Annotated in this window: 28 protein-coding genes and 1 pseudogene; 14 read left to right on the top strand and 15 right to left on the bottom strand. The window is 72.2% G+C overall.

Going from position 1 to position 25,245, the window contains the following annotated elements:
- Positions 1-227: 227 nt before the first annotated feature.
- Positions 228-1,139, top strand: coding sequence for a hypothetical protein (locus ACIBN2_RS17675; RefSeq protein ID WP_399135368.1), 912 nt, complete (start codon positions 228-230; stop codon positions 1,137-1,139).
- 10 nt (positions 1,140-1,149) lie between these two features.
- Here the strand turns inward: ACIBN2_RS17675 and ACIBN2_RS17670 are convergent, their stop codons facing one another.
- The 5 genes and pseudogenes from ACIBN2_RS17670 to ACIBN2_RS17650 form a co-directional block, all read right to left on the bottom strand.
- Positions 1,150-1,464 carry a hypothetical protein gene (locus tag ACIBN2_RS17670; protein WP_399135367.1) on the bottom strand — a complete coding sequence of 105 codons (315 nt, stop codon included), beginning with the start codon at positions 1,462-1,464 and terminating at the stop codon, positions 1,150-1,152.
- 145 nt (positions 1,465-1,609) lie between these two features.
- A pseudogene (locus ACIBN2_RS17665) lies at positions 1,610-1,912 on the bottom strand (MFS transporter); the annotation flags it as partial.
- A gap of 127 nt (positions 1,913-2,039) precedes the next feature.
- The gene (locus tag ACIBN2_RS17660) at positions 2,040-2,867 is read right to left on the bottom strand and encodes an aldo/keto reductase (protein ID WP_399135366.1); all 828 of its coding nucleotides are present in this window, start codon (positions 2,865-2,867) and stop codon (positions 2,040-2,042) included.
- Between the two features lie 13 nt (positions 2,868-2,880).
- Positions 2,881-4,107 (bottom strand): MFS transporter, encoded by a 1,227-nt coding sequence (locus tag ACIBN2_RS17655; protein WP_399135365.1) that lies wholly within the window; start codon positions 4,105-4,107, stop codon positions 2,881-2,883.
- A 200-nt stretch (positions 4,108-4,307) separates the two neighbouring features.
- The gene (locus tag ACIBN2_RS17650) at positions 4,308-4,766 is read right to left on the bottom strand and encodes a MarR family winged helix-turn-helix transcriptional regulator (protein WP_399135364.1); all 459 of its coding nucleotides are present in this window, start codon (positions 4,764-4,766) and stop codon (positions 4,308-4,310) included.
- Between the two features lie 156 nt (positions 4,767-4,922).
- On the opposite strand from ACIBN2_RS17650, the gene ACIBN2_RS17645 reads away from it, so the two are divergent.
- The gene (locus ACIBN2_RS17645) at positions 4,923-5,456 is read left to right on the top strand and encodes a 2'-5' RNA ligase family protein (RefSeq protein ID WP_399135363.1); all 534 of its coding nucleotides are present in this window, start codon (positions 4,923-4,925) and stop codon (positions 5,454-5,456) included.
- 122 nt (positions 5,457-5,578) lie between these two features.
- Positions 5,579-6,460 (top strand): LLM class F420-dependent oxidoreductase, encoded by an 882-nt coding sequence (locus tag ACIBN2_RS17640; protein WP_399135362.1) that lies wholly within the window; start codon positions 5,579-5,581, stop codon positions 6,458-6,460.
- On the opposite strand, the gene ACIBN2_RS17635 is transcribed toward ACIBN2_RS17640, so the two are convergent.
- On the bottom strand, positions 6,436-6,654 hold the full coding sequence (locus ACIBN2_RS17635) for a hypothetical protein (RefSeq protein ID WP_399135361.1): 219 nt from the start codon (positions 6,652-6,654) through the stop codon (positions 6,436-6,438). The two genes, ACIBN2_RS17640 and ACIBN2_RS17635, sit on opposite strands and share 25 nt — an antisense overlap.
- 114 nt (positions 6,655-6,768) lie before the next feature.
- Between ACIBN2_RS17635 and ACIBN2_RS17630 the strand changes: the two genes are divergently transcribed.
- Positions 6,769-7,671: a LysR family transcriptional regulator gene (locus tag ACIBN2_RS17630; RefSeq protein ID WP_399135360.1), complete on the top strand. Its 903-nt coding sequence runs from the start codon at positions 6,769-6,771 to the stop codon at positions 7,669-7,671.
- An 80-nt stretch (positions 7,672-7,751) separates the two neighbouring features.
- Here the strand turns inward: ACIBN2_RS17630 and ACIBN2_RS17625 are convergent, their stop codons facing one another.
- The gene (locus ACIBN2_RS17625; protein ID WP_399135359.1) at positions 7,752-8,315 is read right to left on the bottom strand and encodes an NAD(P)H-dependent oxidoreductase; all 564 of its coding nucleotides are present in this window, start codon (positions 8,313-8,315) and stop codon (positions 7,752-7,754) included.
- Between the two features lie 103 nt (positions 8,316-8,418).
- Between ACIBN2_RS17625 and ACIBN2_RS17620 the strand changes: the two genes are divergently transcribed.
- On the top strand, positions 8,419-9,099 hold the full coding sequence (locus tag ACIBN2_RS17620) for a TetR/AcrR family transcriptional regulator (protein ID WP_399135358.1): 681 nt from the start codon (positions 8,419-8,421) through the stop codon (positions 9,097-9,099).
- Positions 9,100-9,181: 82 nt separating this feature from the next.
- On the opposite strand, the gene ACIBN2_RS17615 is transcribed toward ACIBN2_RS17620, so the two are convergent.
- Together ACIBN2_RS17615 and ACIBN2_RS17610 are read right to left on the bottom strand one after the other, a co-directional pair.
- Positions 9,182-10,315, bottom strand: a complete 1,134-nt coding sequence (locus ACIBN2_RS17615; RefSeq protein ID WP_399135357.1) for an FAD-dependent oxidoreductase — start codon at positions 10,313-10,315, stop codon at positions 9,182-9,184.
- 16 nt (positions 10,316-10,331) lie between these two features.
- Positions 10,332-11,006, bottom strand: coding sequence for a TetR/AcrR family transcriptional regulator (locus tag ACIBN2_RS17610; protein WP_399135356.1), 675 nt, complete (start codon positions 11,004-11,006; stop codon positions 10,332-10,334).
- A gap of 95 nt (positions 11,007-11,101) precedes the next feature.
- Between ACIBN2_RS17610 and ACIBN2_RS17605 the strand changes: the two genes are divergently transcribed.
- Genes ACIBN2_RS17605 through ACIBN2_RS17595 form a run of 3 tightly spaced genes read left to right on the top strand, consistent with a single transcriptional unit; the run spans position 11,102 to position 14,809 of the window.
- Positions 11,102-12,151: a LacI family DNA-binding transcriptional regulator gene (locus ACIBN2_RS17605; protein WP_399135355.1), complete on the top strand. Its 1,050-nt coding sequence runs from the start codon at positions 11,102-11,104 to the stop codon at positions 12,149-12,151.
- 15 nt (positions 12,152-12,166) lie between these two features.
- Positions 12,167-13,345: a 4-hydroxybenzoate 3-monooxygenase gene (locus ACIBN2_RS17600; protein ID WP_399135354.1), complete on the top strand. Its 1,179-nt coding sequence runs from the start codon at positions 12,167-12,169 to the stop codon at positions 13,343-13,345.
- Between the two features lie 27 nt (positions 13,346-13,372).
- Entirely contained in the window at positions 13,373-14,809 is a 1,437-nt protein-coding gene (locus ACIBN2_RS17595) for an aldehyde dehydrogenase family protein (protein WP_399135353.1), read from the top strand.
- 2 nt (positions 14,810-14,811) lie between these two features.
- On the opposite strand, the gene trxA is transcribed toward ACIBN2_RS17595, so the two are convergent.
- On the bottom strand, positions 14,812-15,198 hold the full coding sequence (gene trxA, locus ACIBN2_RS17590; RefSeq protein WP_399135352.1) for a thioredoxin: 387 nt from the start codon (positions 15,196-15,198) through the stop codon (positions 14,812-14,814).
- A gap of 121 nt (positions 15,199-15,319) precedes the next feature.
- Here trxA and ACIBN2_RS17585 point away from each other — a divergent pair, with 121 nt between their 5' ends.
- Entirely contained in the window at positions 15,320-16,753 is a 1,434-nt protein-coding gene (locus ACIBN2_RS17585; RefSeq protein WP_399135351.1) for a dihydrolipoyl dehydrogenase family protein, read from the top strand.
- 67 nt (positions 16,754-16,820) lie between these two features.
- On the opposite strand, the gene ACIBN2_RS17580 is transcribed toward ACIBN2_RS17585, so the two are convergent.
- Complete coding sequence (locus ACIBN2_RS17580) at positions 16,821-17,465, bottom strand: peptide deformylase (protein WP_399135350.1); 645 nt, start codon at positions 17,463-17,465, stop codon at positions 16,821-16,823.
- A gap of 140 nt (positions 17,466-17,605) precedes the next feature.
- Here ACIBN2_RS17580 and ACIBN2_RS17575 point away from each other — a divergent pair, with 140 nt between their 5' ends.
- Entirely contained in the window at positions 17,606-19,000 is a 1,395-nt protein-coding gene (locus ACIBN2_RS17575) for a PepSY-associated TM helix domain-containing protein (protein ID WP_399135349.1), read from the top strand.
- Between the two features lie 104 nt (positions 19,001-19,104).
- Here the strand turns inward: ACIBN2_RS17575 and ACIBN2_RS17570 are convergent, their stop codons facing one another.
- From ACIBN2_RS17570 to ACIBN2_RS17560, 3 genes are all read right to left on the bottom strand, one after another.
- Positions 19,105-19,452 (bottom strand): tetratricopeptide repeat protein, encoded by a 348-nt coding sequence (locus ACIBN2_RS17570; protein WP_399135348.1) that lies wholly within the window; start codon positions 19,450-19,452, stop codon positions 19,105-19,107.
- A 70-nt stretch (positions 19,453-19,522) separates the two neighbouring features.
- Entirely contained in the window at positions 19,523-19,990 is a 468-nt protein-coding gene (locus ACIBN2_RS17565) for a MarR family transcriptional regulator (protein ID WP_399135347.1), read from the bottom strand.
- The gene (locus ACIBN2_RS17560; RefSeq protein WP_399135346.1) at positions 19,987-20,478 is read right to left on the bottom strand and encodes a MarR family winged helix-turn-helix transcriptional regulator; all 492 of its coding nucleotides are present in this window, start codon (positions 20,476-20,478) and stop codon (positions 19,987-19,989) included. Before ACIBN2_RS17560 ends, ACIBN2_RS17565 begins: the two co-directional genes overlap by 4 nt.
- Before the next feature lie 112 nt (positions 20,479-20,590).
- On the opposite strand from ACIBN2_RS17560, the gene ACIBN2_RS17555 reads away from it, so the two are divergent.
- From ACIBN2_RS17555 to ACIBN2_RS17540, 4 genes are all read left to right on the top strand, one after another.
- Positions 20,591-21,556 (top strand): pirin family protein, encoded by a 966-nt coding sequence (locus ACIBN2_RS17555; protein WP_399135345.1) that lies wholly within the window; start codon positions 20,591-20,593, stop codon positions 21,554-21,556.
- A gap of 137 nt (positions 21,557-21,693) precedes the next feature.
- Positions 21,694-23,019, top strand: coding sequence for a hypothetical protein (locus tag ACIBN2_RS17550; RefSeq protein WP_399135344.1), 1,326 nt, complete (start codon positions 21,694-21,696; stop codon positions 23,017-23,019).
- A gap of 69 nt (positions 23,020-23,088) precedes the next feature.
- Positions 23,089-23,778, top strand: coding sequence for a transcriptional regulator (locus ACIBN2_RS17545; RefSeq protein ID WP_399135343.1), 690 nt, complete (start codon positions 23,089-23,091; stop codon positions 23,776-23,778).
- The gene (locus tag ACIBN2_RS17540; protein WP_399135342.1) at positions 23,775-24,758 is read left to right on the top strand and encodes a pyridoxal-phosphate dependent enzyme; all 984 of its coding nucleotides are present in this window, start codon (positions 23,775-23,777) and stop codon (positions 24,756-24,758) included. The genes ACIBN2_RS17545 and ACIBN2_RS17540 overlap by 4 nt, the downstream gene beginning before the upstream one ends.
- Here the strand turns inward: ACIBN2_RS17540 and ACIBN2_RS17535 are convergent.
- Positions 24,753-25,148: a nuclear transport factor 2 family protein gene (locus tag ACIBN2_RS17535; RefSeq protein WP_399135341.1), complete on the bottom strand. Its 396-nt coding sequence runs from the start codon at positions 25,146-25,148 to the stop codon at positions 24,753-24,755. The two genes, ACIBN2_RS17540 and ACIBN2_RS17535, sit on opposite strands and share 6 nt — an antisense overlap.
- Positions 25,149-25,245 lie beyond the last annotated feature (97 nt).

The raw sequence follows: 25,245 nt of genomic DNA, 5'->3' as shown, positions 1-25,245 counted from the left end.
TTCGTTGCCTGCTGTTCGTACGGCGGAAGGTCCTGTGCCTCGATTTGTACGGCCAAATGGAAGAGCCTGTCAATGGCGGCGCATTCCTGCCACCAGGGTCTTGACCACCAGGGCCGCGCCGCACCCGCCTTGACCATCCCGCCCAACGTCCGCACAATGCCGGGGATTTGTACGCACCATTTGTACGCAACAATGTGGCCCTGGTCCGGCACGCCCCGGGAGTTCCGTTGCCCCGTTCCGAATCCGCACCCGCCGAATCCGCACCCGCCGACTTCGCCGCGCTCGAAGCGACCGCCCGTACCTGGCGCCCCGACGACGTCCGGGCGGCCGACGCCCTGGACCCCGGCCCGACGGCGGCCCTCTCGGCTGTACTGGATCTGCCCGCCCCCGCCGCGGTCGACGGCGATCCGCTGCCGCCGCTGTGGCACTGGCTGCACTTCCTGTCCTGGCCCCGGCACTCGGATCTCGGCGTCGACGGGCACCTCCGGGACAGCCACTTCCTGCCGCCGCTGCCGCAGCGGCGCAGGATGTTCGCGGGCGGGCGGCTGGAGGTGACCGCGCCCCTCACCGCAGGACGGCCGGCGGAGCAGCACAGCCGGGTGAGCCGGGTGGCGCCGAAGCGGGGGCGCAGCGGCGACCTGCTCTTCGTCACCGTACGCAGCGAGTTCCGCCAGGGCGGCCGCCTGTGCGTGACCGAGGAACAGGACCTGGTGTACCGCAGTGGCGGCCCAGCGCCGGGCCCGGCCGCGCCGGCCCTGGACACCGAGAGCCGTCCGCGCGACGACACCTCCCCCTGGCAGCGGGAATGGCGCACGGACCCGGCCCTGCTGTTCCGCTTCAGCGCCCTGACCGCGAACGCGCATCGCATTCACTACGACGCCCCGTACACGACCGGCGTCGAGGGCTACCCCGGCCTGGTCGTGCACGGCCCGCTGCTGGTCCTCGCGATGCTGGAGCTGGTACGCCGGCAGCAGCCCGGACGGCAGGTCCGCAGCGTGTCCTACCGCCTGAACAAGCCCGCCTTCTGCGGGGAGCGGCTCCTCGCCTGCGGCGGTCCCGAGGCCGGCGGCACCGCCCGGCTGCGCATCGCGAGCCACCGTGAAGAAGCCCACGCCGGGGCGGACGTGGGCTTCGCCTGAGGCACGGTGGTCAGGACTCCCGGACCGGGACGGCCGAGGGTTCCCGGCGGGGGTCGCACAGCACCATGACCGCGCGGGCGACGAGTTCGCCCGCACCGCCGAGTTCCCTGCGGTAGCGGCCCGTCGTGCCGCGGACGGCCTCGGCGAAGTCCGGATCGGCGGCACGGGCGCCGGCCGGGGCGGGGAGTTCGAGGGCCATGGCGCGGCGGCGGGCGAGGAGCGCGATGATCTCGTCGTCGAGGCGCTCGAGCCGGTCGGACGACAGGTCCGCCGCCGGTCCGGCCGCCGTGTGTGTGGTCCGTCGGTCCGCGTGGTTCGTCGTCACGAAGGATCTCCGTTTCGCCGGCGGAAGCCGGATCGCGGCTCCCGTCCTCCTCGTCGCAGTGGGTCCTTCCACACCTTGCCCAGGCCGCCGGGCGCCAACTCCTCGTCCCCGCAAGGCCACAGACGGCCGCCCGCGGACGGCCGGGCTACGTCGCCGAGGACGGCGCGGGTTCCGGGACGGCCTGCGGCGCCCGGTCGCGGCGGGGGAGGGCCAGCGGGGTGGCCAGAATGAGCAGACCGGCGAGTGCGATCGCGGTGCGGACGCCGGCCAGGCCGGCCAACACGCCCCACACCGCGGTCAGGGCCGCGGTCGTCCACTTGCTGGTGACCGACCACGCCGAGAGCGTACGGGCCACCCGGTCCGCCTTCGTGTGCTCCAGCCGGTAGGTCGCGTACACCGGACCGAACACGCCGCAGCAGGTGATCAGGCCGAACTCCACGACCATGACTGGCGCGGCGACAATCCGCACCCGGCCCTGGGCGCACTGCGCGCCCACCTCGGCTCCCCGGACGGGGACCGGGACACGTGGACGCCGAAGTGGGCGCAGTGAGGCCCGAACGGGAGGCTGTTCGGGGTCAGTTGAGGGTGTCGGGGTCCGGGCCGGTGCGCAGGCCGCGGTCCAAAGCGGCGATCGCGGACATCTCCTCGTCGCCGAGGACGAAGTCGAAGACGTCGATGTTCTCGCGGATCCGGGCGGGCGTGACGGACTTCGGGATCACGACGTTGCCGAGCTGAAGGTGCCAGCGCAGCACCACCTGCGCGGGCGACCTGCCGTGCCGCTCGGCGATCTCCGTCAGCGTGGACTCGCCCAGCACCGCGCCCTGGGCCAGCGGGCTCCATGCCTCCGTGACGATGCCCGACTCGGCGTGCAGGGAGCGCAGTTCACGCTGCTGGAGGCCGGGGTGCAGCTCGATCTGGTTGACGGCCGGCACCAGTGCCGAGTCCTCCAGCAGCCGGCGCAGATGGGCGGGCTGGAAGTTGGAGACACCGGCGGCGCGGATCCGCCCGTCGGCCGCCAGCTTCTCGATCGCCCGCCAGGACTTCCGGTACAGGTCGCGGGCCGGGGTGGGCCAGTGGACGAGGTACAGGTCGACGTGGTCCAGGCCCAGCCGTGCCAGGCTCGCGTCGAAGGCGCGGAGGGTGGCGTCGTACCCCTGGTCGGCGTTCCACAGCTTGGTGGTGACGAACAGCTCCTCGCGGGCGAGACCGGAGAAGGCGAGGGCGGCGCCGACGCCGGCCTCGTTGCCGTAGACGGCGGCGGTGTCGATGCTGCGGTAGCCGGCCTCCAGTGCGGCGCTCACCGCTGCGGTGGTCTCGGCGTCGGGGACCTGGAAGACACCGAAGCCGATCTGCGGGATCTCGACGCCGTTGTTGAGGGTGACGGTGGGGACGGTGGGGGTCATGACGGCCGGTTCCTTACGAGGTCGTGGATCGGTGCTGTGCGGCGGCCGGGACCTGCTCGGCCGGGGCGGACTCGGCCACGACCCGTCCGCCGGTCCGGGTGCGGCGGTCGAGGGAGGCCGCCAGGAAGGACAGGAGCAGCGCGGTGCCGGACAGGAGGGCGCCGATCCAGTTCGGTGACGTGTAGCCCAGCCCTGCCGCGATGACGACGCCGCCCAGCCAGGCGGCCAGTGCGTTGCCGAGGTTGAAGGCGCCGATGTTGGCGGCGGACGCCAGGGTGGGCGCGGCGGCGGCCTGGTCGAGCACCCACTTCTGCAACGGGGGGACCGTCGCGAAGCCCAGTGCCCCGATCAGCGTCAGCGTGACGGCGGCGAGCACCTTGTTGTGGGCGGTCGCGGTGAACAGCAGCAGTGCCAGGGACAGCGCCCCGAGGGTGGTGAACAGCATGGGCATCAGGGCGCGGTCGGCGAACCGGCCGCCGACCAGGTTGCCCAGGAACATCCCGGTCCCGAACAGCACCAGCAGCCAGGTGACGGCGCCGGCCGAGTAGCCGGCGACCTCGGTCATCATCGGCGTGATGTAGGTGATGGCCGCGAAGACGCCGCCGTAGCCGAGGACGGTCATCGCCATCGCGAGCCAGACCTGGACGTTGCGGAAGGCGGCGAACTCGACGCGGATGTCGGCGGATTCGGGCCTGCCCGTCTCGGGCACGAGCTTCGCCACGCCGAGCAGGCCCACGATGCCGAGCGAGGCGACGCCGGCGAAGGTGACCCGCCAGCCGGCGGCCTGGCCGATGTAGGTGCCCAGCGGGACGCCCACGATGTTGGCGACGGTCAGGCCCGTGAACATCAGGGAGATGGCGGACGCCTTCTTCTCGGGCGCGACCAGATTGGCCGCGACCACGGACCCGATGCCGAAGAACGCGCCGTGCGCGAGGGAGGCGACGATGCGGCCGATCAGCATGATGCCGAAGCTGGGGGCGAGGGCGGACAGGGCGTTGCCCACCACGAACAGGCCCATGAGGAACATGAGCATCTTCTTGCGGGAGACCTTGGTGCCCAGGACCGTCAGCAGGGGTGCGCCGAGGACGACGCCCAGGGCGTAGCCGGAGACGAGCCAGCCGGCGGTGGGGATGGAGACGCCGAAGTCGCCCGCGACCTCGGGCAGCACGCCCATGATCACGAATTCCGTGGTGCCGATCCCGAAGGCCCCTATGGCCAGGGCCAGGAGGGCGAGAGGCATGGGAGGTACCTTCCAAGCGATTGCGTGTAACGCTTACGAGCGTCGACAATAGTTGCAGACGCGGGATAAATGCAAGCGCAGTGAATGGCTGAGGCGGGTATCACGTGTCTGCAAGTATTCGGGCGCTGGAAGGCCCCCGCGGCGATGTGCTCGCGAGGGCCGGGAGGGCGGGAGTGTCCGTGTCGGACGGCGGCTCGGTGTCAGGCAGGCACGCGCAGCGTCTCGACCGCCCTCACCAGCGGGGCGAGCTCCGGATTCCGCGCGGCCTCGTCCAGGGCCTCGCGCAGGGCCGACTCGTTGGTCGGGCGGGCCTCCTCCAGCAGCTTCAGGCCGGCCTCGGAGACGTTGGTGTAGATGCCGCGCCGGTCGGTGGGGCACAGGTACCGGCTCAGCAGGCCGCGGTCCTCCAGGCGCGTGACCAGGCGCGTCGTGGCGCTCTGGCTGAGCACGACCGCGTCGGCGACCTGCTTCATCTGCAGGTGCCCGCCCTCTCCGTCGTGCTGGCGGCTCAGGACGTCCAGCAGTGAGTACTCGCGCACGCTCAGATCGTGCTCGGACTGGAGGGCGCGCTCGATGTGCGCCTCGATCCTGCCGTGCAGCAGCGACAGGGCGCACCAGCCCTGGGCGAGGGCGGTGAGTGCCGGGTCGGTCGCGGTCATGGGCCTGAGTCCTCCGTCCCGAAGTGGGTCTTTTCCAGGATAGGCCAACGGCGAAATTGTCGGCGACCGCATGTATTAAGCGTGCGCAAGCTGTATCACGCGTGCGCAGGCTGTGTTGCGTCGCGAGCGGCGGGGTCCGGCTGATAGACCCGAGGCATGGCAGACGACGAATCCGGGCGCTTCGCCTCGGGACAGACGGCGCTCGTGGTCCCCGTACCGGAGGCCGAACCCTCGGTCGGGACCTGGCGCAAGCGTTTCGACCCCGCAGCCCGGGCCGGCGTCCCGGCCCATGTCACCGTGCTCTTTCCCTTCCTGCCGGCCTCCGTCGTCGACGCCTCGACCTGCGCCGCCCTGGACGAGATCTTCGCCCGTCACCGGTCCTTCGACGTACGGTTCGAGGAGTGCGGACGGTTTCCCGGGGTGCTCTACCTCGCGCCCGTCCCGGGCGCCCCGTTCCGTCGGCTCACCCAGGCGGTCGTCGAACGGTGGCCGGAGGCCCCGCCGTACGGCGGCAAGTACGACCCCCACCCCCATCTGACCGTCGCCCAGGGACAGGAAGAGGCGGTACTGGACGAGATCGAGGCCGGCCTCCGCCCGTGCCTCCCCTTCACGGCACGCGTCCCCACGGTCGACCTCGTGGTCCACAGCGGTACGGAATGGCGGCACCGGGCGTCGTTCGCGCTGCAGTGACCGATCTCGCCCAAGGCGCCGCGGTGGACGCCGTCGGCGCTTGACTTGGAGAGCGCTCCAAGATCTAGCGTCACCAAGGACGGTGCCGGAGACGGCGACGGTCCGGGTGGACGGAGACGGGCATGAGGGTGGGCGTACACATCAACCGGTTCGACCACGGCGGAGGAGGGCCCGCGCTCGGCGCCGAACTCGCCGCCACGGGGGCGGCGGCCGAGGCGGCGGGGGTCAACTGGCTGTCGGTCATGGACCACTACTTCCAGATGGAGTTCAACGGCGGCGCCGAGGGGCCGATGCTGGAGGCCTACACGACCCTCGGCTACCTCGCGGGCCACACCTCCACCGTCCGGCTGGGCGCGCTGGTCACCGGTGTGACCTACCGGCACCCGGGACTCCTCGCCAAGATCGTCACTTCGCTCGACGTGCTGTCCGGCGGCCGGGCCACCCTCGGCATAGGCGCGGCCTGGTACGACCGCGAGCACGAGGGGCTCGGCGTGCCCTACCCGCCGCTCGCGGAGCGCTTCGAGCGGCTGGAGGAGACCCTGCGGATCTGCCGGCAGATGTGGGACCCGGAGGCGAACGGCCCCTTCGAAGGCAAGCACTACCGGCTGGCCGAGACCCTGTGCGTCCCGGCGCCGGTCAGTGACCCCCACCCCGAGATCATGATCGGCGGGGGAGGCGAGAAGAAGACGCTGCGCCTGGTCGCCCAGTACGCGGACGCCTGCAACATCATCCCCTCCTCCGCCGACGAGGCCAAGCACAAGCTGGACGTGCTGCGCCGGCACTGCGACGCCGTGGGCCGCGACTACGACCGGATCCGCAAGACGATCGCCTGCACGGGCGAGTCCGTGACCGACGCGGACCTCGACGCCTTCCTGCGGGACATCGACGGTTACGCCGGACTCGGCCTCGACACCGTGATCCTGGCGCCGCGTCTCGGGGAGCCGGCGGCGTGGATCGAGAGCTTCGCGGCGCCGGTGGTTCAGCGGCTGGCCCAGCTCGACTGAGGCTCCGGGGGACGGCTGCGCGAGACGACGCGCATCCCGCGGCCGTCCTCCACCCGGACCTGCAGCGAGCCGCAGCCGCAGCGGGTCCACACCGTGCGGCCCGCGGCGGTGCTGTGCCCCGAGACCACCTGGAAGGGCTCGGCGCCGTCGGGCCAGCCGCAGTGCGGGCAGCTGCCGCCATCCGTGCTGATCATGGCAACTCCTCGAACGTTTCGACTGATTGACCGTCGCGACACAGCCAGGGTGCGGCCCGGTGTCCATTCACGTCCAGGTTGACTTTGTGGACCCCACCTTGAAGCCTGGGCTTCATGATTGACCTGCGCCGACTGCACGTCCTGCGGGCCGTCGCCCACTACGGCACGGTCACCGCGGCCGCCCGCGCGCTGCACTTCACCACGTCGGCGGCCTCCCAGCAGATCCGCCAGCTCGCCCGCGACCTGGGCGTCGACCTGCTCGAACCGCAGGGGCGCGGGGTGCGGCTCACCCCGGCCGCCGAGAGCCTGCTCGCGCACGCGGACGCCATCCAGGCCCGCTGGGAGCAGGCCGAGCTGGACCTGCGCGCCGAACACGCCCCCGCCGGACCGCTCCGCGTGAGCGGGTTCCCGGTGGCCGTCTCCGTACTGCTGGCCCCGATGGCCGTACGGCTTCAGAAGCGGCATCCCCGGCTGTCGGTCCGCATCCGGGAGGCGGGGGTGAACGAGAGCTTCGACCTGCTCTTCGAGGGGGAGACCGACCTGGCCGTCGTCGAGGCCACCCCGCAGAACCCGCCGCTCAGCGACGCCCGCTTCGACCAGCAGCCGCTCCTGGACGACCCGTTCGACCTCGTCGTCCCCGCGGACCATCCACTCGCCGGGCGCGAGCGGGTCGGTCTCTCCGACGCGGCGCACGAGGACTGGATCGCGCCGGTCGCGGACAGCCCGTGCCGCCCGCACGTGATGTCGGCGTGCGGCGAGGCCGGCTTCAGCCCCGGCATCGTCCACCACGCCCTGGACTGGAACGTCACCGCCCATCTGGTCGCCAACCGGCTCGGCGTCGCACTGATCCCACGGCTGGCCCAGCTGACCCCGCACCTGCCGATCGCCCGGGTCCGCTGCACCGGCAACCCGCACCGCAAGCTGCTCACCTGCACCCGGCGGGGCGGCCGGGAGCGACCCGCGGTCGCCGCCGCGCTGGCGGAACTGCGCGAGCTGGCGCCGACGGCGGTGGCGTGAGCCGTGGAGGGGCGGGCGCGGCATGCGAAAGGGGCCAGGGCCCTTGGCCCCGGCCCCTTTCGGGCCTGTGCGGTCGTGGATCAGGCGGCGACGGCCTCGCCCGCGTGGCCGTGCAGGCGCGCGACCACCTCGGTCAGCTGCGCGGCGACCTCGGCGTCGTCGGCCGGGTGGGTCTCGGCGAAGCGGACCACGGAGCCGGGGATGGAGAGCTTGACGTCCTCGAGCACCTTGCCGCCGGCGATGCCCACGGCCTTGCGGGTCTCGTCCTGCGCCCACACGCCGCCGTACTGGCCGTAGGCGGTGCCGACCACGGCGACCGGCTTTCCGGCGAAGGCGCCGGCGCCGAAGGGGCGGGACAGCCAGTCGATGGCGTTCTTCAGGACGGCCGGGATGGTGCCGTTGTACTCGGGGGAGAAGAACAGGAACGCGTCGGCGGCCTGGGCGGCCTCACGCAGCTTGGCGGCGGCGGCCGGGACGCTGCCCTCGACGTCGATGTCCTCGTTGTAGAACGGGATCTCGGCCAGGCCCTCGAAGATCTCGACGTCCGCGCCCTCGGGCGCGAACCTGGCGGCCGCCTCGGCGAGCTGACGGTTGTGCGAACCGGCGCGAAGGCTGCCGACGAGCGCGAGGATGCGGACAGACATGGGGGACTCCAAATGGGGGGCTGAAACATTGCCGTTACGATCCGGACCGAGGTCCGTTTATTGTGTAGCACCTTAACCGGACCGCGGTCCAGTTTTGTTCCCGATGCTTTACGCTGTCTTCATGTCCGCCACCCTGCCGCCCTTTCCCCGGCCCCAGGAGCCGGTCGGCGAGCCCGAACTGCTGCAGCTGAGCACCGCCGACGACGAGCCGTGCCTGCGCGCCGACGCCGCGCGCAACCGCGCCCGGCTGCTGGAGGCCGCCACTCGGCTGATCGCAGAGCACGGTGCGGCCGGGGTGACGATGGAGGCGGTGGCCACCGCGGCCAACGTGGGCAAGGGGACGGTCTTCCGCCGCTTCGGCGACCGGACCGGACTGCTGATGGCACTGCTGGACCACTCGGCGCGCAGGCTGCAGGCCGACTTCCTCGGCGGGCCGCCGCCGCTGGGCCCCGGGGCGCCGCCCCTGGATCGGCTGCGGGCGTTCGGCGTGGCCCTGCTCTACCGGTCGGCCGAGCAACTGGACCTTCAGCTGGCCGCCCAGCCCGACCCGGCCCGCCGTTACGTCCACCCCTCGGCCGGGGCCCTCACCATGCACGTCACGATGCTGCTGCGGCAGATCGTGCCGGACGCCGACTGCGAGCTGCTGGCGCAGGCCCTCATGAGCTATCTCGACCCCGCGGTCATCCACCACCTGACCAAGCAGCGCGGCATGCCCTTGGAGCGGCTGGAGGCCGGCTGGACCGATCTGGTCGCGCGGGTGACGGGCACCGAGCCGCCACGCTGAACCGACGCCCCGGAAGGCCGGCTCGGGCGGGCCCGGCTCAGGCGTGGCCGGTTCAGGTGTGGCCGACAGAGGCCCGCCCGGCTCAGGCGTGGCCGGCGAACATGTCCAGCAGTCCCTGCGGCGCGTCCGCGCGGAACAGCACGGCTCCGCTCTGTGCCGACGCGGCCGCGGAGACCTCGCTGCGGGGGAACATCTTCTCCTCGTATGCGGCGAGCGCTTCCTCCGTGTCGCCCGGGTGTGCGGCCAGGGCGAGGCCCAGTTCGGCGCCGTCGAGCAGGGCCAGGTTGGCGCCCTCGCCCGCGAACGGGGACATCAGGTGCGCGGCGTCGCCGAGCAGCGTCACGCCCGGCACCCGCTCCCAGCGGTGGCCCACCGGCAGGGCGTGGATGCGCCGGGGCACGAGCGCGCCGTCGGCGTCCGCGACCAGCGCGCGCAGGCTCTTGTCCCAGTCGGCGAAGTGCTCCAGGACCCGCCCCTTGGCCGCCTCGGTGTCGGCGAAGTCGATGCCGTCCAGCCACTCCTCGGGCGCCTCGACGGCGGCGTAGACGTGCAGGCTGCCGTCGGTCTCGCGGTGCGCGAGGAAGCCCCGGCCCGCGCCGAGCGCGAACAGCATGCCGCCGCCGACCACTTCGGCACTCACCGGGTGGCGCAGATCCGCGTCCTCGAGGTCCGCCTCGACGAACGAGACGCCGGTGTAGGCGGGTTGGGCGTCCGAGACCAGCGGGCGGATCCGCGACCACGCGCCGTCGGCGCCCACCAGCAGGTCCGTGGTGAGCACGGTGCCGTCTGCGAGGGTCACCTCGTGCCGGCCGCCGTCCAGCGGACGCGCGCCGGTGACCTTGGCGCCCCAGCGGACGGTCCCCTCGGGCAGTGAGTTCAGCAGCAGGTCGCGCAGGTCGCCGCGGTCGATCTCGGGTCGCTCGCCCCGGTCGCCGTCGGTCTCCTCCAGGCGGACCACGGCGTCCTTGTCCAGCACGCGCGTGGCCTCGCCGCCGGGATGGACGAGCGTCCGGAACCGCTCGTACAACCCCGCGGCGCGCAGGGCCACTTGGCCGGAGTCGTCGTGGATGTCGAGCATGCCGCCCTGGGTGCGGGCGGCGGGGGAGGCGTCCAGGTCGAAGACGGCGGCCTCGATGCCGTGCGCGTGCAGCACACGGGCGAGGGTGAGGCCGCCGAGACCGGCGCCGACGACGGTGATGGCGTGATGCGTGGTCATGTCGAACTCCTTGAGGTCAGTGGGGTGCGGGGGTCTGCTCGATGCCGGTGATCAGCGTTCGCAGCCCCCACGACAGCCGGTCCTGCGGCGCTCCCCCGAGCAGCGGGCCGCCGAGTGCGGCGATGTGCGGATGGGTGTGCTCGGACACGCCGTGCACCGCGCGGCGCAGGGCGTCCCAGTCCTCCTCGGACGCCTCGCCGGCCGCGTGCTCGGCGGCGGTCGCGGTGGCGTGCTGGAGCAGCAGGTCGACGCCCCACGCGGCCTGCGCGGGCGGCACGCCGCCCTCGTCGAGCAGGGCCAGCAGCGACTCGATCAGGTTCAGGTAGTGCGGCCCGCTCGGCCGGGCCGTCAGCGCGGAACGGGCCAGGCTCGGGTGCTCGAAGAGCATCGCGGTGTACGCGGTGAGCACCCGCTCGAGCCGCTCCCGCCACGAGCCCTCGGCCGGGGCCGGCCCCACGGTTCCCAGCAGCTCGTCCAGGACGGCCGCGTGCAGCTCCGCGGTGTTGCGCACGTAGACGTACAGCGAGGCCGGGCCGGTGTCGAGCTCCTGCGCGAGGCGCCGCATGGTCACCTTCTGCAGGCCCTCGGCGCGCAGGATCGCGACCGCCGCGGCGACGATCCCCTCCCTGCTCAGGGCGGGTTTGGCCGGGCGCTCACGGCGGCTGCGGGGGGAGCCGGATCGGTCTGTCATGCCTCCACGATAACGAACATGTTCGTTGCGAACAAGTTCGTGACGAACATGTTCGCCCCTGCCCGGGTGTGGCCCCGGACACAGGTTCTGCAAAGATGCCGTACGTCATGGTGCAGATACCGAAAACGCCCGCGCACTCGTCCACCACGGCGCGCTCCGTGCCCACGAGCGCCGACGTGGCCCGCCTGGCCGGCGTCTCGCGCGCGACCGTCTCCTACGTCCTGAACAACACCAGTGCCGTACGGATCAGCGAGCCCACGCGCCGCCGGGTCCACGAGGCCGCCAAGGAACTCGGCTACGTGCCGCACGCCGCCGCCCGCAGTCTGCGCGCCGGACACAGCCGCGTGGTCCTGATGCCCGCCCCCAGCTTCCCGGTCGGTCCCCTCTACAGCCAGTTCATCAGCGAGCTCCAATGGGCGCTCGGCCGCCTCGACTACACCGTCGTGCAGTACGGCTCGGTCGGCGTGCACGGTGACGAGGCCGCCCGCGCCTGGGCCGAACTGCGCCCCGTCGCCGTCCTGGTGCCCGGCGCGGGACCCCTCAGCCCGCAGGGCGTCACCGTGCTCAAGCGCTCCGGCGCCCGCGCCGTCGTCACCCTCGGCCCCGAGTCCGTCGACGGCGCCCACGCCCTGCTCATGGACCACGAGACCGTCGGCCACTGCGCCGCCGGCCATCTCTTCGACCGCGGCCGCCGCCGCATCGGCGTCGTCACCCCCCAGGAGAACGGCCTGGAGTCCTTCGCGCAGCCCCGCCTCGAAGGCGTGCGCCGGGCCCTGCAGGGCACCGACGCCACCGTCACCGAACTGCCCCTGGCCTACGAGGAGGAGTCCGCCACGCGCCTCGCCGCCCGCTGGCGCGACCTCGACCTCGACGCCGTGTTCGCGTACAACGACGAGTACGCGATGCTGCTGATGCGCGCGCTGCAGGACGTCGGCGTGCTCATCCCCGAGGATGTGGCCCTCATCGGCGCCGACGACCTCATGCTCGGCCGGCTGCTGCGGCCCCGGCTGAGCACGGTCCACATCGAGCTGCCGTCCGGCCGCGACCTTGCCGAACTGGTCGACCGCGCGGTGCGCAACCCCGGTGCCGCGCCCGAGACGCACAAGGTGCTGGGAGCCACGGTGATCCACCGCGACTCCAGCTGAACCAAGGAGGCGCGCATGCGCACGACGGTCGGCATCATCGGCGGCGGCCCCGCCGGGCTGCTCCTCGCCCGGCTGCTGCACCGCACCGGCATGGACTGCGTCGTTCTGGAGGCCCGGACCCGCGAGTACGTCGAGCAGCGCCAGCGCGCCGGAATGCTCGAACAGGGCACGGTCGACGCCCTGCACGAGGCCGGCGCCGCCGAGAGACTGAAGGCCGAGGGCATGGTCCACCAGGGCATCGAGCTGCGCTTCGACCGGGAGCGCCACCACATCGACTTCCCCACCCTGACCGGCGGCCGCACCGTCACCATCTACGCCCAGACCGAGATCGTGAAGGACCTCGTCGCGCTCCAACTGGCCGAAGGGCCACCGCTGTTGTTCGAGGCCGAGGCCCTCGCGATCGAGAAGCCGGACAGCGACTCACCCGTCGTCCGCTTCCGCCACGAGGGCCGCGAACAGACCCTCGCATGCGACTGGGTGGTGGGCTGTGACGGCTTCCACGGCATCGCCCGCGACACCTTCCCGGACACCCTCAGCCGTACGTACGAACGCGACTACCCCTACTCCTGGCTCGGTATCCTCGCCGACGTGGCGCCCTCCTGCGACGAGCTGATCTACGCGCGCGGGGAGGGCGGTTTCGCCCTGCACAGCATGCGCTCCCCGCACGTCTCACGCCTCTACCTGCAGGTACCCAACGGCACCGACGCCGACGAATGGAGCGACGACCGCATCTGGGACGAACTCGCCGCCCGCTTCGCCATCGACGCGGACTGGACCCTGCACCGCGGCCCGATCACCGCCAAGTCCGTGACGCCGATGCGGAGTTTCGTCCACGAACCGATGCGCCACGGGCGGCTGCTGCTGGCCGGCGACGCCGCCCACATCGTGCCGCCGACCGGCGCCAAGGGCCTCAACCTCGCCGTCTCCGACGTCCGCGTCCTCGCCCGCGCCTTCGCCGAACTGCACCGCACGAAGTCCGGGCAACTCCTCGACGCCTACTCCGACATGTGCCTGGCACGCGTGTGGCAGGCCACGCGCTTCTCCTACGACATGACTAAGATGTTGCATGCTCAACCAGATGGGGATGCGTTCGAGAACCGTCTGCAGCTTTCACGTCTGCGCCGGATCGCAGCATCCCGCCACGCAGCCGCCGAACTGGCCGCGAACTACACGGGACTTCCGCTCCTGATGTGAGTCCCGGTGACGAAACGGAGAGCCGTCATGCCGCTGCTCGACCCGAAGACCTGGCAGCCCCGCGCCCTGTCGGGGCCCGAGTACGCCGTCACAGAGCCCGCCACCGGGGACACGCTCGCCACCGTCGACCTCGCCTCCGCCGAGGACGTCTCTGCCGCCGCCGAGGCCGGCCGGGCCGCCCAGGCGGAGTGGGCGCGGGTGCCGCACTTCGTCCGCGCGGGCATCCTGCGCAAGGCCGGCGACCTGTTCGCGGCGCACGCCGAAGAACTGCGCGAATGGATCGTGCGGGAGTCGGGCTCCATCCCGGGCAAGGCCGACTTCGAGCTGCACGTCGCCGCCCAGGAGTGCTACGAGGCCGCCGCCCTCGCCTCCCGCCCGGTCGGGCAGGTGCTGCCCACCGAGGCGCCGAGGCTGTCGTACACACGCCGTGTCCCGGTGGGGGTGGTGGGCGTGATCGCCCCGTTCAACGCCCCGCTGATCCTCTCGATCCGCTCGGTCGCCCCGGCCCTGGCCCTCGGCAACGCGGTCGTCCTCAAGCCGGACCCGCGCACCGCGGTCTGCGGCGGACTCTCCCTCGCCGCGGTCTTCGCCGAGGCGGGCCTGCCCGAGAACCTGCTGCACGTGCTGCCCGGCGGCCCGGACGTCGGCCAGGCGCTGGTCGCCGACCCGCGCGTCCCCGTCATCTCCTTCACCGGCTCCACCGCGGCGGGCCGCGCCGTCGGCGAGGCGGGCGGCCGCCACCTCAAGCGCGTCCATCTGGAACTCGGCGGCAACTCAGCCCTGGTCGTCCTGGAGGACGCCGACCTCGACGCGGTCATCTCGACGGCCGCCTGGGGCTCGTTCTTCCACCAGGGCCAGATCTGCATGACGACCGGCCGCCACCTGGTCCACCAGTCGATCTATGAGGAGTACGTCGACCGCCTCGCGGCCAAGGCCGACTCCCTCGCGGTCGGCGACCCGCACCGCGAACAGGTGCACCTGGGCCCGATCATCGACGACGCCCAGCTCACCAAGATCCACGGTCTGGTGCAGGCGAGCACCGCCCGCGGCGCCAAGGTCGCCGCGGGCGGCACCCACGAGAAGCTCTTCTACCGGCCGACGGTCATCGCGGGCGTCGACGACGCGAGCCCCGCCTACGCGGAGGAGGTCTTCGGCCCGGTCGCGCCCGTGCGCTCCTTCAGCACCGCCGACGAGGCGGCGGCCTGGGCGGCGCAGGGCGAGTACGGCCTCTCGCTCGGCATCGTGACACGTGACGCGGCCCGCGGACTCGACCTCGCCGAGCGCATTCCGACCGGCATCGTCCACATCAACGACCAGACGGTGAACGACGAGGCCGTGGCCCCCTTCGGCGGCATCGCCGCGTCCGGCACCGGCGCCCGCTTCGGCGGTGAGGCCAACCTCGAGGCCTTCACCGACGTGCGCTGGACGACGGTGCGCGGGGATGTGGCGCCGTATCCCTTCTAGGGTTACTGGCCGTTGGGCTCGGCCTGGGCCTGCTGGTCCGCGACCGCCTTGCGGACCTCGTCCATGTCCAGCTTGCGGGCCTGCCCGATGACGTCCGTCAGGGCGGCCTCGGGCAGGGCGCCCGGCTGCGCGAACACGGCGACCTGGTCACGCACGATCATCAGCGTCGGAATCGACTGGATACCGAAGGCCGCGGCCAGCTCCGGCTGCGCCTCGGTGTCGATCTTGCCGAACACCAGGTCGGGGTTCTCCTCGGCCGCCTTCTCGTACACAGGCGCGAACTGACGGCACGGCCCGCACCACGACGCCCAGAAGTCGATCAGGACGAATTCGTTGTCCGTGACCGTCTGGTCGAAGTTCTCCTTGGTGAGCTCCACGGTGCTGCTCATTGCGCAATTCCCTCTTCCTGCTGTCGGGGGCGAAGCCGTCGGCACAACGCGGCCGACATGTCACGTATTCCGCGCCCCTACCCGTGTGGCCTGAGCGCACACCACCCACCAGACTGACCCCATGACGGAAACGGAAACCATCGCTTACGACGTCGTGGTGCTCGGGGCCGGGCCCGTGGGGGAGAACGTGGCCGACCGCACCCGCGCGGCCGGTCTGTCCACCGCGGTCGTGGAGAGCGAACTGGTCGGCGGCGAGTGCTCGTACTGGGCCTGCATTCCCAGCAAGGCGTTGCTGCGCCCGGTGATCGCCCGCGCGGACGCCCGGCAGGTGCCCGGGCTGCGCCAGTCGGTACAGGGCCCCCTCGACGCGGCCGCGGTCCTCGCCCATCGCAACTACTACACGTCCGACTGGCACGACGAGGGCGCGGCCGGGTGGCTGGCCGGCATCGGTGCCGACCTGTACCGAGGCCACGGCCGCCTGGACGGCCCGCGCACCGTGACCGTCACCGTCGCGGACGGCAGCCGCAGGGTGCTCACCGCCCGGCACGCCGTCGCCGTCTGCACCGGCACCGACGCGGTGCTGCCCGACCTGCCGGGCCTCGCCGACGTCAAGCCGTGGACCAGCCGCAACGCCACCAGCGCGCAGGAGGTGCCCGGCCGCCTCGTGGTCGTCGGCGGGGGAGTGGTCGCCACCGAGATGGCCACCGCCTGGCAGGCCCTCGGCTCGCAGGTCACCCTCCTCGTCCGCGGCAAGGGCCTGCTCAACCGCATGGAGCCCTTCGCCGGAGAACTGGTCGCCGAGGCGCTCACCGAGGCCGGCGCGGACGTCCGCACCGGCACGTCGGTGCGGTCCGTCACCCGTGAGAACGGCACCGTCGTGGTCGTCACCGACCAGGGCGACCGCATCGAGGCCGACGAGATCCTCTTCGCCACCGGCCGCAAGCCGCGCACCGGCGACATCGGCCTGGACACCATCGGCCTGGAACCGGGCAGCTGGCTCCCGGTCGACGACAGCCTGCGGGTGAGCGGCCAGGACTGGCTGTACGCATGCGGCGACGTCAACCACCGCGCGCTCCTCACCCACCAGGGCAAGTACCAGGCCCGCATCGCCGGTGCCGCCATCGCCGCCCGCGCCTCCGGCGTGCCGATCCTGGAGTCGGACCCCTGGGGCGCCCACGCGGCCACCGCCGATCACCACGCCGTCCCCCAGGTCGTCTTCACCGACCCGGAGGCGGCGGCCGTCGGCCTCTCCCTGGCGGAGGCGGAACAGGCCGGCCACCGGGTGCGCGCCGTGGACGTCGACATGAGCTCCGCGGCCGGCGCCGGCCTGTACGCCGACGGCTACCGCGGCCGCGCCCGCATGATCGTGGACCTGAACGAGGAGATCCTGCGCGGCGTCACCTTCGTCGGGCCCGGCGTCGGCGAGCTCATCCACTCCGCCACGATCGCCGTCGCGGGCCAGGTGCCGATCAGCCGGCTGTGGCACGCGGTCCCGTCGTTCCCGACGATCAGCGAGGTGTGGCTGCGGCTGCTGGAGTCGTACCGCGACAACTGACGTACCCGATACGAGAGTTCAGCACGCCCCCGTCACCGGTCGACCGTGACGGGGGTGCCGCGGGCGGCTACGGCAGCGGGAACCCGAGCGCCCGCGCCGCCTCCTCGGGCGTCGGCTGCGTCCACCGCTCCGCCATCGCCTCGTTCGAGGACAGGGAGCGCAGTTCCGCGCGGTCCAGGTACAGCATGCCGTCGAGGTGGTCCGTCTCGTGCTGGACGATCCGCGCGGGCCAGCCGGTGAACACCTCGTCCAGCGCGCGGCCGTGCTCGTCCTGGCCGGTCAGCCGCACCTCGGCGGGCCGCGCCACCACCGCCTGCCAGCCCGGCACGCTCAGACAGCCCTCGAAGAACGCGGCCCGGTCCGAACCGACGGGCTCGTACGACGGGTTGACCAGCACCCGGAACGGCTGCGGCACCCGGCCGCGCACCAGCCGTACCTCCTCCGGCACCGGTGCCGGGTCCTCGATCACCGCGATGCGCAGCGGCACACCGACCTGCGGCGCGGCCAGGCCCACGCCCGGCGCCGCGTGCATGGTGACGCGCAGGGCCTCGACGAAGCGGGCCAGCAGCGCGGCATCGAGCTGACCGTCGAAGCGCTCGGTGTCACGCCTGAGCACCGGGTCGCCCGCGGCGACGATGGGCAGCGGGCCGCCGACGGCGAGGAGCGCCTCGACCTGCTCGGCAAGGGGCGCACGATCACGGGGAGTTGCCATCGGGCCAGGATGCCACGGCATCCCGTACCGGGCGTCACACCGTGTGACACAGGCCACGTGAGTCGCCGGGAACTCGGCGCCTTCTTCCTCCGACTACTGGACCGCCACAGCATGCCCCCGTCCCCCGGAGAAGGCCGCCGATGTCCACCGCTCCCACGACCTCCACCGACGATGCACCGCAACCGTCCACCGCCCCGGCGCCGTCCCCCGGCCGATGGGCGCCGCTGCGCCCGCTGGTGCTGCGGTTGCACTTCTACGCCGGCGTGCTGGTCGCGCCCTTCCTGCTCGTCGCCGCGGTCACCGGATTCCTCTACGCCGGCGCCTTCCAGGCCGAAAAGCTCGTCTACGCCCACGAGTTGACCGTCGCGAGAGCGGGCGGCACCGAACTGCCGGTCTCCGAACAGGTGGCCGCCGCCCGCAGGGCGCGCCCGGAGGGCGCCGTCTCCGCCGTACGGCCCGCCCCGGAGACCGACGCCACCACCCGGGTCCTGCTGTCCGGCGTCCAGGGCGTCGACCCCGACCACGCGCTCGCCGTCTTCGTCGACCCCTACACCGGCCAAGTACGCGGCGCCCTCGAGCAGTACGGCTCGACCGGCGCGCTGCCGCTGCGCACCTGGATCGACGAGTTCCACCGGGACCTGCACCTCGGCGACACCGGCCGCCTCTACAGCGAACTCGCCGCGAGCTGGCTGTGGGTGATCGCGGGCGGCGGTCTCGTGTTGTGGTTCTCCCGCCGCCGGGCCCTGCGCAAGGTGCGCGGCACCGGCGGTCGGCGCCGCACCCTCGGGCTGCACGGCACGGTCGGTGTCTGGGCCGCCGCCGGGTTCATCTTCCTGTCGGCCACCGGCCTGACCTGGTCCACCTACGCCGGGGCCAACATCGACGAGTTGCGCACGTCGCTCGGCCAGGCCACCCCCTCGGTCTCGGCGGCGGCCGGCGGCGAGCACGCGGGCCACGGCGCCTCCGCGGCCACCGGGGACGCCGAGCACGGCGCCGGCCTCGACAAGGTGCTGGCGGCGGCGCGGGCCAAGGGCCTGAGCGACCCCGTGGAGATCGTGCCGCCCGCGGACGCGAACTCGGCGTACGTGGTCCGGCAGGTGCAGCGCAGCTGGCCCGAGAAGCAGGACTCGGTGGCGGTCGACCCGGCCACCGGCGAGGTCACCGACGTGCTGCGGTTCGCCGACCACCCGATGCTCGCCAAGCTGACCCGCTGGGGCATCGACCTGCACACCGGCATCCTGTTCGGCCTGGTCAACCAGATCGCCCTGATGCTGCTCGCGCTCGCCCTGATCCTGCTGATCGTCTGGGGCTACCGCATGTGGTGGCAGCGCGGCCGCGCCTCCGCCTTCGGCCGTCCCGTGCCCCGCGGCGCCTGGCAGAAGGTGCCTCCGCGGATCCTGGTCCCGGCGGTCGCCGTGATCGCCGCGGTCGGCTACTTCGTCCCGCTGCTCGGCATTCCGCTGGCAGCCTTCGTCGTCGTGGACGTGCTCCTCGGTGAGATCGCGCACCGGCGGACCCGGACGTCGGCGCCATGACAGCGGCCGGGCCCGGTTCCTGTGTCGGAACCGGGCCCGGCCGTGTCGCCGTACGGTGTTGCTGAGACCTCAGCGGTCGTCGCTCAAACCTCCGCGGACGTCCCTCAGGCTTCCGCGAAGTCGCCTGCGAGCGCCGAGGCGATGCGCAGGTGCGACTCGGCCTCCTCATGCCGCCCCTGCCGCTCGAGCGTGCGGCCGAGCATCAGCCGGGCGTAGTGCTCGACCGGGTCACGCTCGACGATCACGCGCAACTCGCTCTCCGCACGGCGCAGTTGGGCCGAGTGGTAGTAGGAGCGCGCCAGCAGCAGGCGCGGCCCGGTCTGCTCCGGCACCTCCTCGACCAGTCCGCCCAGCACGCGCGCCGCGGCGGCGTAGTCCTTGGCGTCGAAGAACATCTGCGCGCGCTCCCAGCGCTCCGCCGGTGTTCCGTGGTCGTAGTACGTCGTGTCCACTCGTGACCTCCTTCGGCGTACACAACCACGACCGATGGTTGAACATTCCACCAGGTGTGGGGTGGAGGGATCAGGCCGACAGCGCGGCGAGTTCGGCGTTGGCCCGCTCGGTCACCAGGGCGAGCACGCGGCCGGTCGCCGCCAGGTCCTCGGCCGGGATCCCGCCCCAGACCCGGGCCGAGATCTCCGCGCTCTCGCCGCTCACCGTGGCGTAGAACTCCCGCCCGGCATCCGTGATCCGGACCTGCGACGTCTCGGCCGCGAGGAGCCCCCTGGAGAGCAGCTGCTCGACGACTTCCTGCACGTCGGCCGTGTCGGCCTTGAGGGAGCCGGCGACCTGATCGACGAGCGCCGCGCACTCGAACGGCGCCTCGGCGACGGCGACGAGCCGGAGGGTGATCTGCTGCTCGAAGGTGGCGCCGTGCCGCGCCAGGACGCTCTCCAGGACGGCCCGGGCGGCGTAATGGGCCAGGCCGAGCGCGCGGGCGTCGGCGGCGGGTGCGGTCGTGGGTGCAGAGGTGGGTGCGGAGGTGGTCATGAGTGCTCCTTGTCGGACTCGCTGTCCATGGCTGAATGGTCGAGCGGTGCGTCGAGCAGGGTCGCCAGGTCGTGGGTGAACTCCCGTGCGCGCGGGCTGTCGAGGCCCCCGAGCGGTGCCAGCAGCTGCTGGAGCAGGCCCTGTACGACCTTGATGGCGCGCCCGGTGACCTCGCGGCCCTGTTCGGTCAGGGCCAGCTGCACGGCGCGCGGGTCCCGCGGGTCGCGGGTGCGCTCCAGCAGGCCGGCCGTCTCCAACGCGCGCGCCAGTTTGGACACATAGAGCGGTTCGAGGCCGGTGTGGTCGGCGAGACGACGCTGGCTGGGGCGCTCGCCGGTGCGCTGCATGCCGTACAGCGAGGCCACGAGCGAGTACTGCGCGTGCGTGAGGCCGAGCGGTGCCACCGCCCGGTCGACGGCCACCCGCCACTTCATCGACAGACGCCACACGAGGAAACCCGGGGTCGCCTTCTCGGAACCTTGGCTCATGGCGTATACCGTACATGGCTACTATAGCCATGGCTACTATCTGTTCGGCGACGGACGGTACCGCCCGGGTGACGGACTGACGCGACGCCGCCGACAGGACTAGGTTGGCGCCATGAGCAATCTTGATCGCGAGCCGGTTCCCGCCCTGTGCGGCGGCCGCGGCTTCGTGGTGGCGGAGCCCGTGCGTGAACTCCTCAGCCCTCGCCGCGTCAAGCTCGGCGAGTCGACCGAAGTCCGCCGGCTGCTGCCCAACCTGGGCCGCCGCATGGTCGGCGCCTGGTGCTTCGTCGATCACTACGGCCCCGACGACATCGCCGACGAGCCCGGCATGCAGGTGCCGCCGCACCCGCACATGGGCCTGCAGACGGTGAGCTGGCTGCACGAGGGCGAGGTGCTGCACCGCGACTCGACCGGCAGCCTGCAGACCATCCGCCCGCGCGAACTGGGCCTGATGACCTCCGGCCGGGCGATCAGCCACTCCGAGGAGAGCCCCCGGCCGCACGCCCGCCTCCTGCACGGCGCCCAGCTCTGGGTCGCCCTCCCGGACGGCCACCGGCACACCGACCCGCACTTCGAGCACCACGCCGAACTGCCGGTCGTCACGGCCCCCGGACTCAAGGGCACCCTGATCCTCGGCGACCTGGACGGTGCGACCTCGCCCGGCACGACGTACACCCCGATCGTCGGCGCCGACCTGGCCCTCGCGAGCGGCGCGGACGTACGGCTGCCGCTGGAGCCGGACTTCGAGTACGCCGTGCTGTCCATGTCCGGCGAGGCCCACGTGGACGGCGTGCCGGTGCTGCCGGGCTCAATGCTCTACCTCGGCTGTGGCCGTACCGAACTCCCGCTGCGCGCCGCGTCGGACGCCGGGCTGATGCTCCTCGGCGGCGAGCCGTTCGAGGAGGAGCTGATCATGTTCTGGAACTGGATCGGCCGCACCCAGCAGGAGATCGAGCAGGCCCGCGCGGACTGGACGAGCGGCACGCGCTTCGGCGAGGTGAAGGGCTACGACGGCGCCCCGCTGCCGGCGCCCGAACTGCCGCCGCTGCCGTTGAAGCCGCGGGGAAGGGTGCGTTGACGCCCGCGTGGATCGGCGCGGGTCTTTCCGCGGACTGTTCGCGAGGGGCCGTTCCGGAACACGGGAATGCGCGCGGAATGCACGGCTGACGATCAAGGAAACAGCCGATTGTCAGTGGTGCGTCCTACTCTCGCCATATGACCTACAGCGTCTGGCACAGGGGCCTCGGCATCACGCTCGATCTGACCGAGGCGGATCTCGGGCACCCCGAATACCCATGGCTGCTCGACGAGATCTACGGCAATTACCAGCCCGATCTTCTCTACTGCCTCGAAGCCCATCAGGACGAAGGGTTCGTCTGCCCCGGCTTCATGGCCATCCGCAAGGTCAGCGGAAGGCCGCACGCGATGCACGTGGCAAAAGGGGAACGCCCCGAGACGAGGGCCGAGAGCGATCTCCACAAGGCGCTCAGGGATTACACCGCCAAGGTCGCCTCCGGAGAGGGTTTCCGTGTGACGCGGGCGGAGGACGGCGAACACGGAAAGCAGCGCAGGGACGTGACCGTGGAGGGCGCCGGAAAGCAGCGGCTCGCTTATGAAATACAGCTCGCCGCGATAGCCGGCGGCTCCGTGGACGAGCGCACCAGAAATGCCCGCCGTGACGGGCTCACGCCGCTGTGGCTCGTCAACAACGAGAACGCGATCCCCATCGACCGCGCGCCCTGGGCCCGCCTGAACGTGCAGAGCTGGCGCGACGTCACCGACCGTGCGGCCCTGCCGGTGCGCGGCGGCGTCAAGCACCTGCACATGTCCCGCTGCGACTGGGGCAACCCGGTGCCGTGTCCGCAGCAGGGCGCCGGCCGCTGCGGCGGCAGGCACGCCCTGTGGGAGCCGGTGCGGGGTCTCTATTACGACGATGTCATCCGCCGCACGGCCACCGGCGAACTCGTCTCGCTCTACCTGCCCCACCCCGCGGGCCGCCGCGGCTGGCACATGTGGGTCACCCCGACGGACAAGGAGGAGTTCCTCGAAGGCCGCCCCGAGCCCGAGCCGGGCGGGTCGAAGGCGCCTGGTCCCGGTGGTCCGGACGTGCTGACCGCTCCCGGGCCCGGTTCCGAGGGCGCCGGGGTGGGCGTCCGGCCCGAGCTGACGCGGGCGCGGGACGACGAGCGGCCCATAGACGCCTCGCTGTGGCACACCGAGCCGGGTCCGTCGGCGTTCTCCCGGCCCTTCATGGTGGGGGAGTTCGTCATCCCCGGAGACCTCGTGGCGGCGCGGCGGACCTTCACCCGGGCGCTGGAGCACTGCGAGGACATCGCCGCGCACCTGCCCCTCGGCGCCGACATTGCGGCGGGGCGCGCCGAGCTGACCGGCGATCAGCGGGAGCGTCTGGCGGACGCGCGCGAGCGGTGCCGGCGGCTGGCCGAGGAGATGCACACCCACCCCTGGTGGGAGACGGTCGAGGACCGGCACGCGGCAAGGGAGGCCCTGACGTACGCGGCAACGCACGACTCCGCCTTCTGACCACCGCCGCTGTCCACGTCCCCCGGTCTGGACTTTCTGTCCAGCGATTGGACCTGTAGTCTAGTCGTCATGGCTGCCGAACACTCCCCGGACATGGAGCGCGATGCGATCCTCGCCGCGCTGCGCCCCGTCGTCGACGGGATCGTGGCGACGTTCGGGCCGATGTGCGAGGTCGTCCTGCACGACTACCGGCAGCCGGAGAAGTCGGTCGTCGCCGTGGCCGGTTCGGTGACCGGGCGGGACGTGGGCGGGGCGATGAGCGAGATCGGCATGCGCATCCTCGCCCGTGGCGACGAGGCCGCCGACGACCTGAACTACGTCACCCGCACCGGAGCCAGGCAGCTGCTCAAGTCGTCCACGATGGTGCTGCGCGACTCCGCGGGAGCGGTGTTCGGCGCCCTGTGCGTCAACATCGACATCACCGCGGTGCACGAGGCCCAGACCCTGCTCGGCGCGCTGGCCGGCCCCTCGCCCGCATCCGCCGAACCACCGGTCACCGCCTTCGGCAACGACATCGACTCCGTCGTGGACGCCATCCTGGACGCCCACCGGCTCGGGCAGACCCAGAGCTGGGCCGGACTCGGCCGCGCCGAGCGCCTCGACCTGTTCCGCAGCCTCGACGAACACGGCGTGTTCGCCGTGCGCCGCGCGGTCGAGCAGGTCGCCGCCCGGCTCGGCATCTCCCGCGCGTCCGCCTACAGCTATCTCTCCCAGGCCCGCGCCACCACCGACCCGACCACCACCGGAGGACACGCGTGACGACCACCACCGCACCGGTCACCCTCGACTCCGTCCGTGACGCCGCCGCAAGGATCAAGGGCATCGCGCACCGCACCCCGGTGCTGCATTCGCGGACCCTTGACGCCCTCGTCGGCGCCGAGGTCTTCCTCAAGTGTGAGAACTTCCAGCGCGTGGGCGCCTTCAAGTTCCGCGGCGCCTACAACGCGGCCTCCCGGCTCACCCCGGAGCAGCTGTCCCGCGGCATCGCCGCCTACTCCTCCGGCAACCACGCCCAGGCCGTCGCCCTGGCCGCCCGCGAACTCGGCACCACCGCCGTCATCGTCATGCCCGAGGACACCCCGCGCTCCAAGCGCGAGGCCACCCTCGGCTATGGCGCCGAGGTCGTCACCTACGACCGCTACAGCGAGGACCGCGTCGCGGTCGGAGAAGCCCTGGCCGCCGAGCGCGGACTCGCCCTCATCCCGCCGTACGAGCACCCCCATGTGCTGGCCGGACAGGGCACCGCGGCCCTCGAACTTCTGGAAGAGACAGGGGAGTTGGGTGCGCTGATCACGCCCGTCGGCGGCGGGGGCCTGATCGCCGGCTCCGCCACGGCGGCCAAGGGGCTGCACCCCGGGATCCGGGTGCTCGGCGTGGAGCCGGAGGGGGGTGACGACACCAAGCGGTCCCTGGAGGCGGGGCGGCGCGTCACCATCCCCGTGCCGCGCACCATCGCCGACGGGCAGGCGGCCGAGACGCCCGGCGAGCTGACCTTCTCCGTCAACCGCAGGCTCGTCGACGGGATCGCCCTCGTCTCCGACGACGAGATCCGCGACGCCATGCGTTTCGCGTTCGAGCGTCTGAAGATCGTCATCGAACCGAGCGGAGCCACCCCGCTGGCCGCCCTGCTCGCCGGGCGGGTGGAGGGTCTGCCGCCGCGGATCGGTGTCATCGTCTCCGGCGGCAATGTGGACGCGGACCGTTTCGCCCGGCTGTGCGGCCGGACGACGGAGTCATGACCAGAACTCGTTGCTCACGTCGATGTTCTCGACGCACTCGTCGAGATCGGTGATCTTGTCTCCGACGATCCGGAAGACGATCCCTCCGTCCTCGTCCATGGTCCTGTCGCCGCGCCGTGCGGTGGCGTGGTGCAGGGAGACGGCGTGGCCCCGGCCGTCCACCAGGACGGTGCGCAGTTCGACCTTGAACGTGCCGCCCGTCTGCTCCATGAGCCGGCCGTAGTAACCGAGGATCGTGTCGATCCCCTTGAAGTCCCCGGACAGTGGATGGCTGCCGGGTACATGGTGCGAGGCGTCGCTCGTCATCATCGAGCGCAAGGTGTCCATGTCACCGCTCGAGAAAGCTTCGTAGCCCTTGCGGATGAGTAGTGCGTGAGGGTGTTCGGCCACGATGATCGCCACCTTTCTGGTGCTTTGGCGACTGCGGCTCAGGCACCATTCTGCGCCTGTACGCCCGAGTTGTCCGCTCCTTGCCGGATGCCGCCCT

Source organism: Streptomyces sp. NPDC050534 (genome assembly GCF_044457745.1).
Taxonomy (GTDB): domain Bacteria; phylum Actinomycetota; class Actinomycetes; order Streptomycetales; family Streptomycetaceae; genus Streptomyces.
Note: the sequence above shows the minus strand (reverse complement) of the source record. Positions and strands in the feature narration are given on the sequence as shown.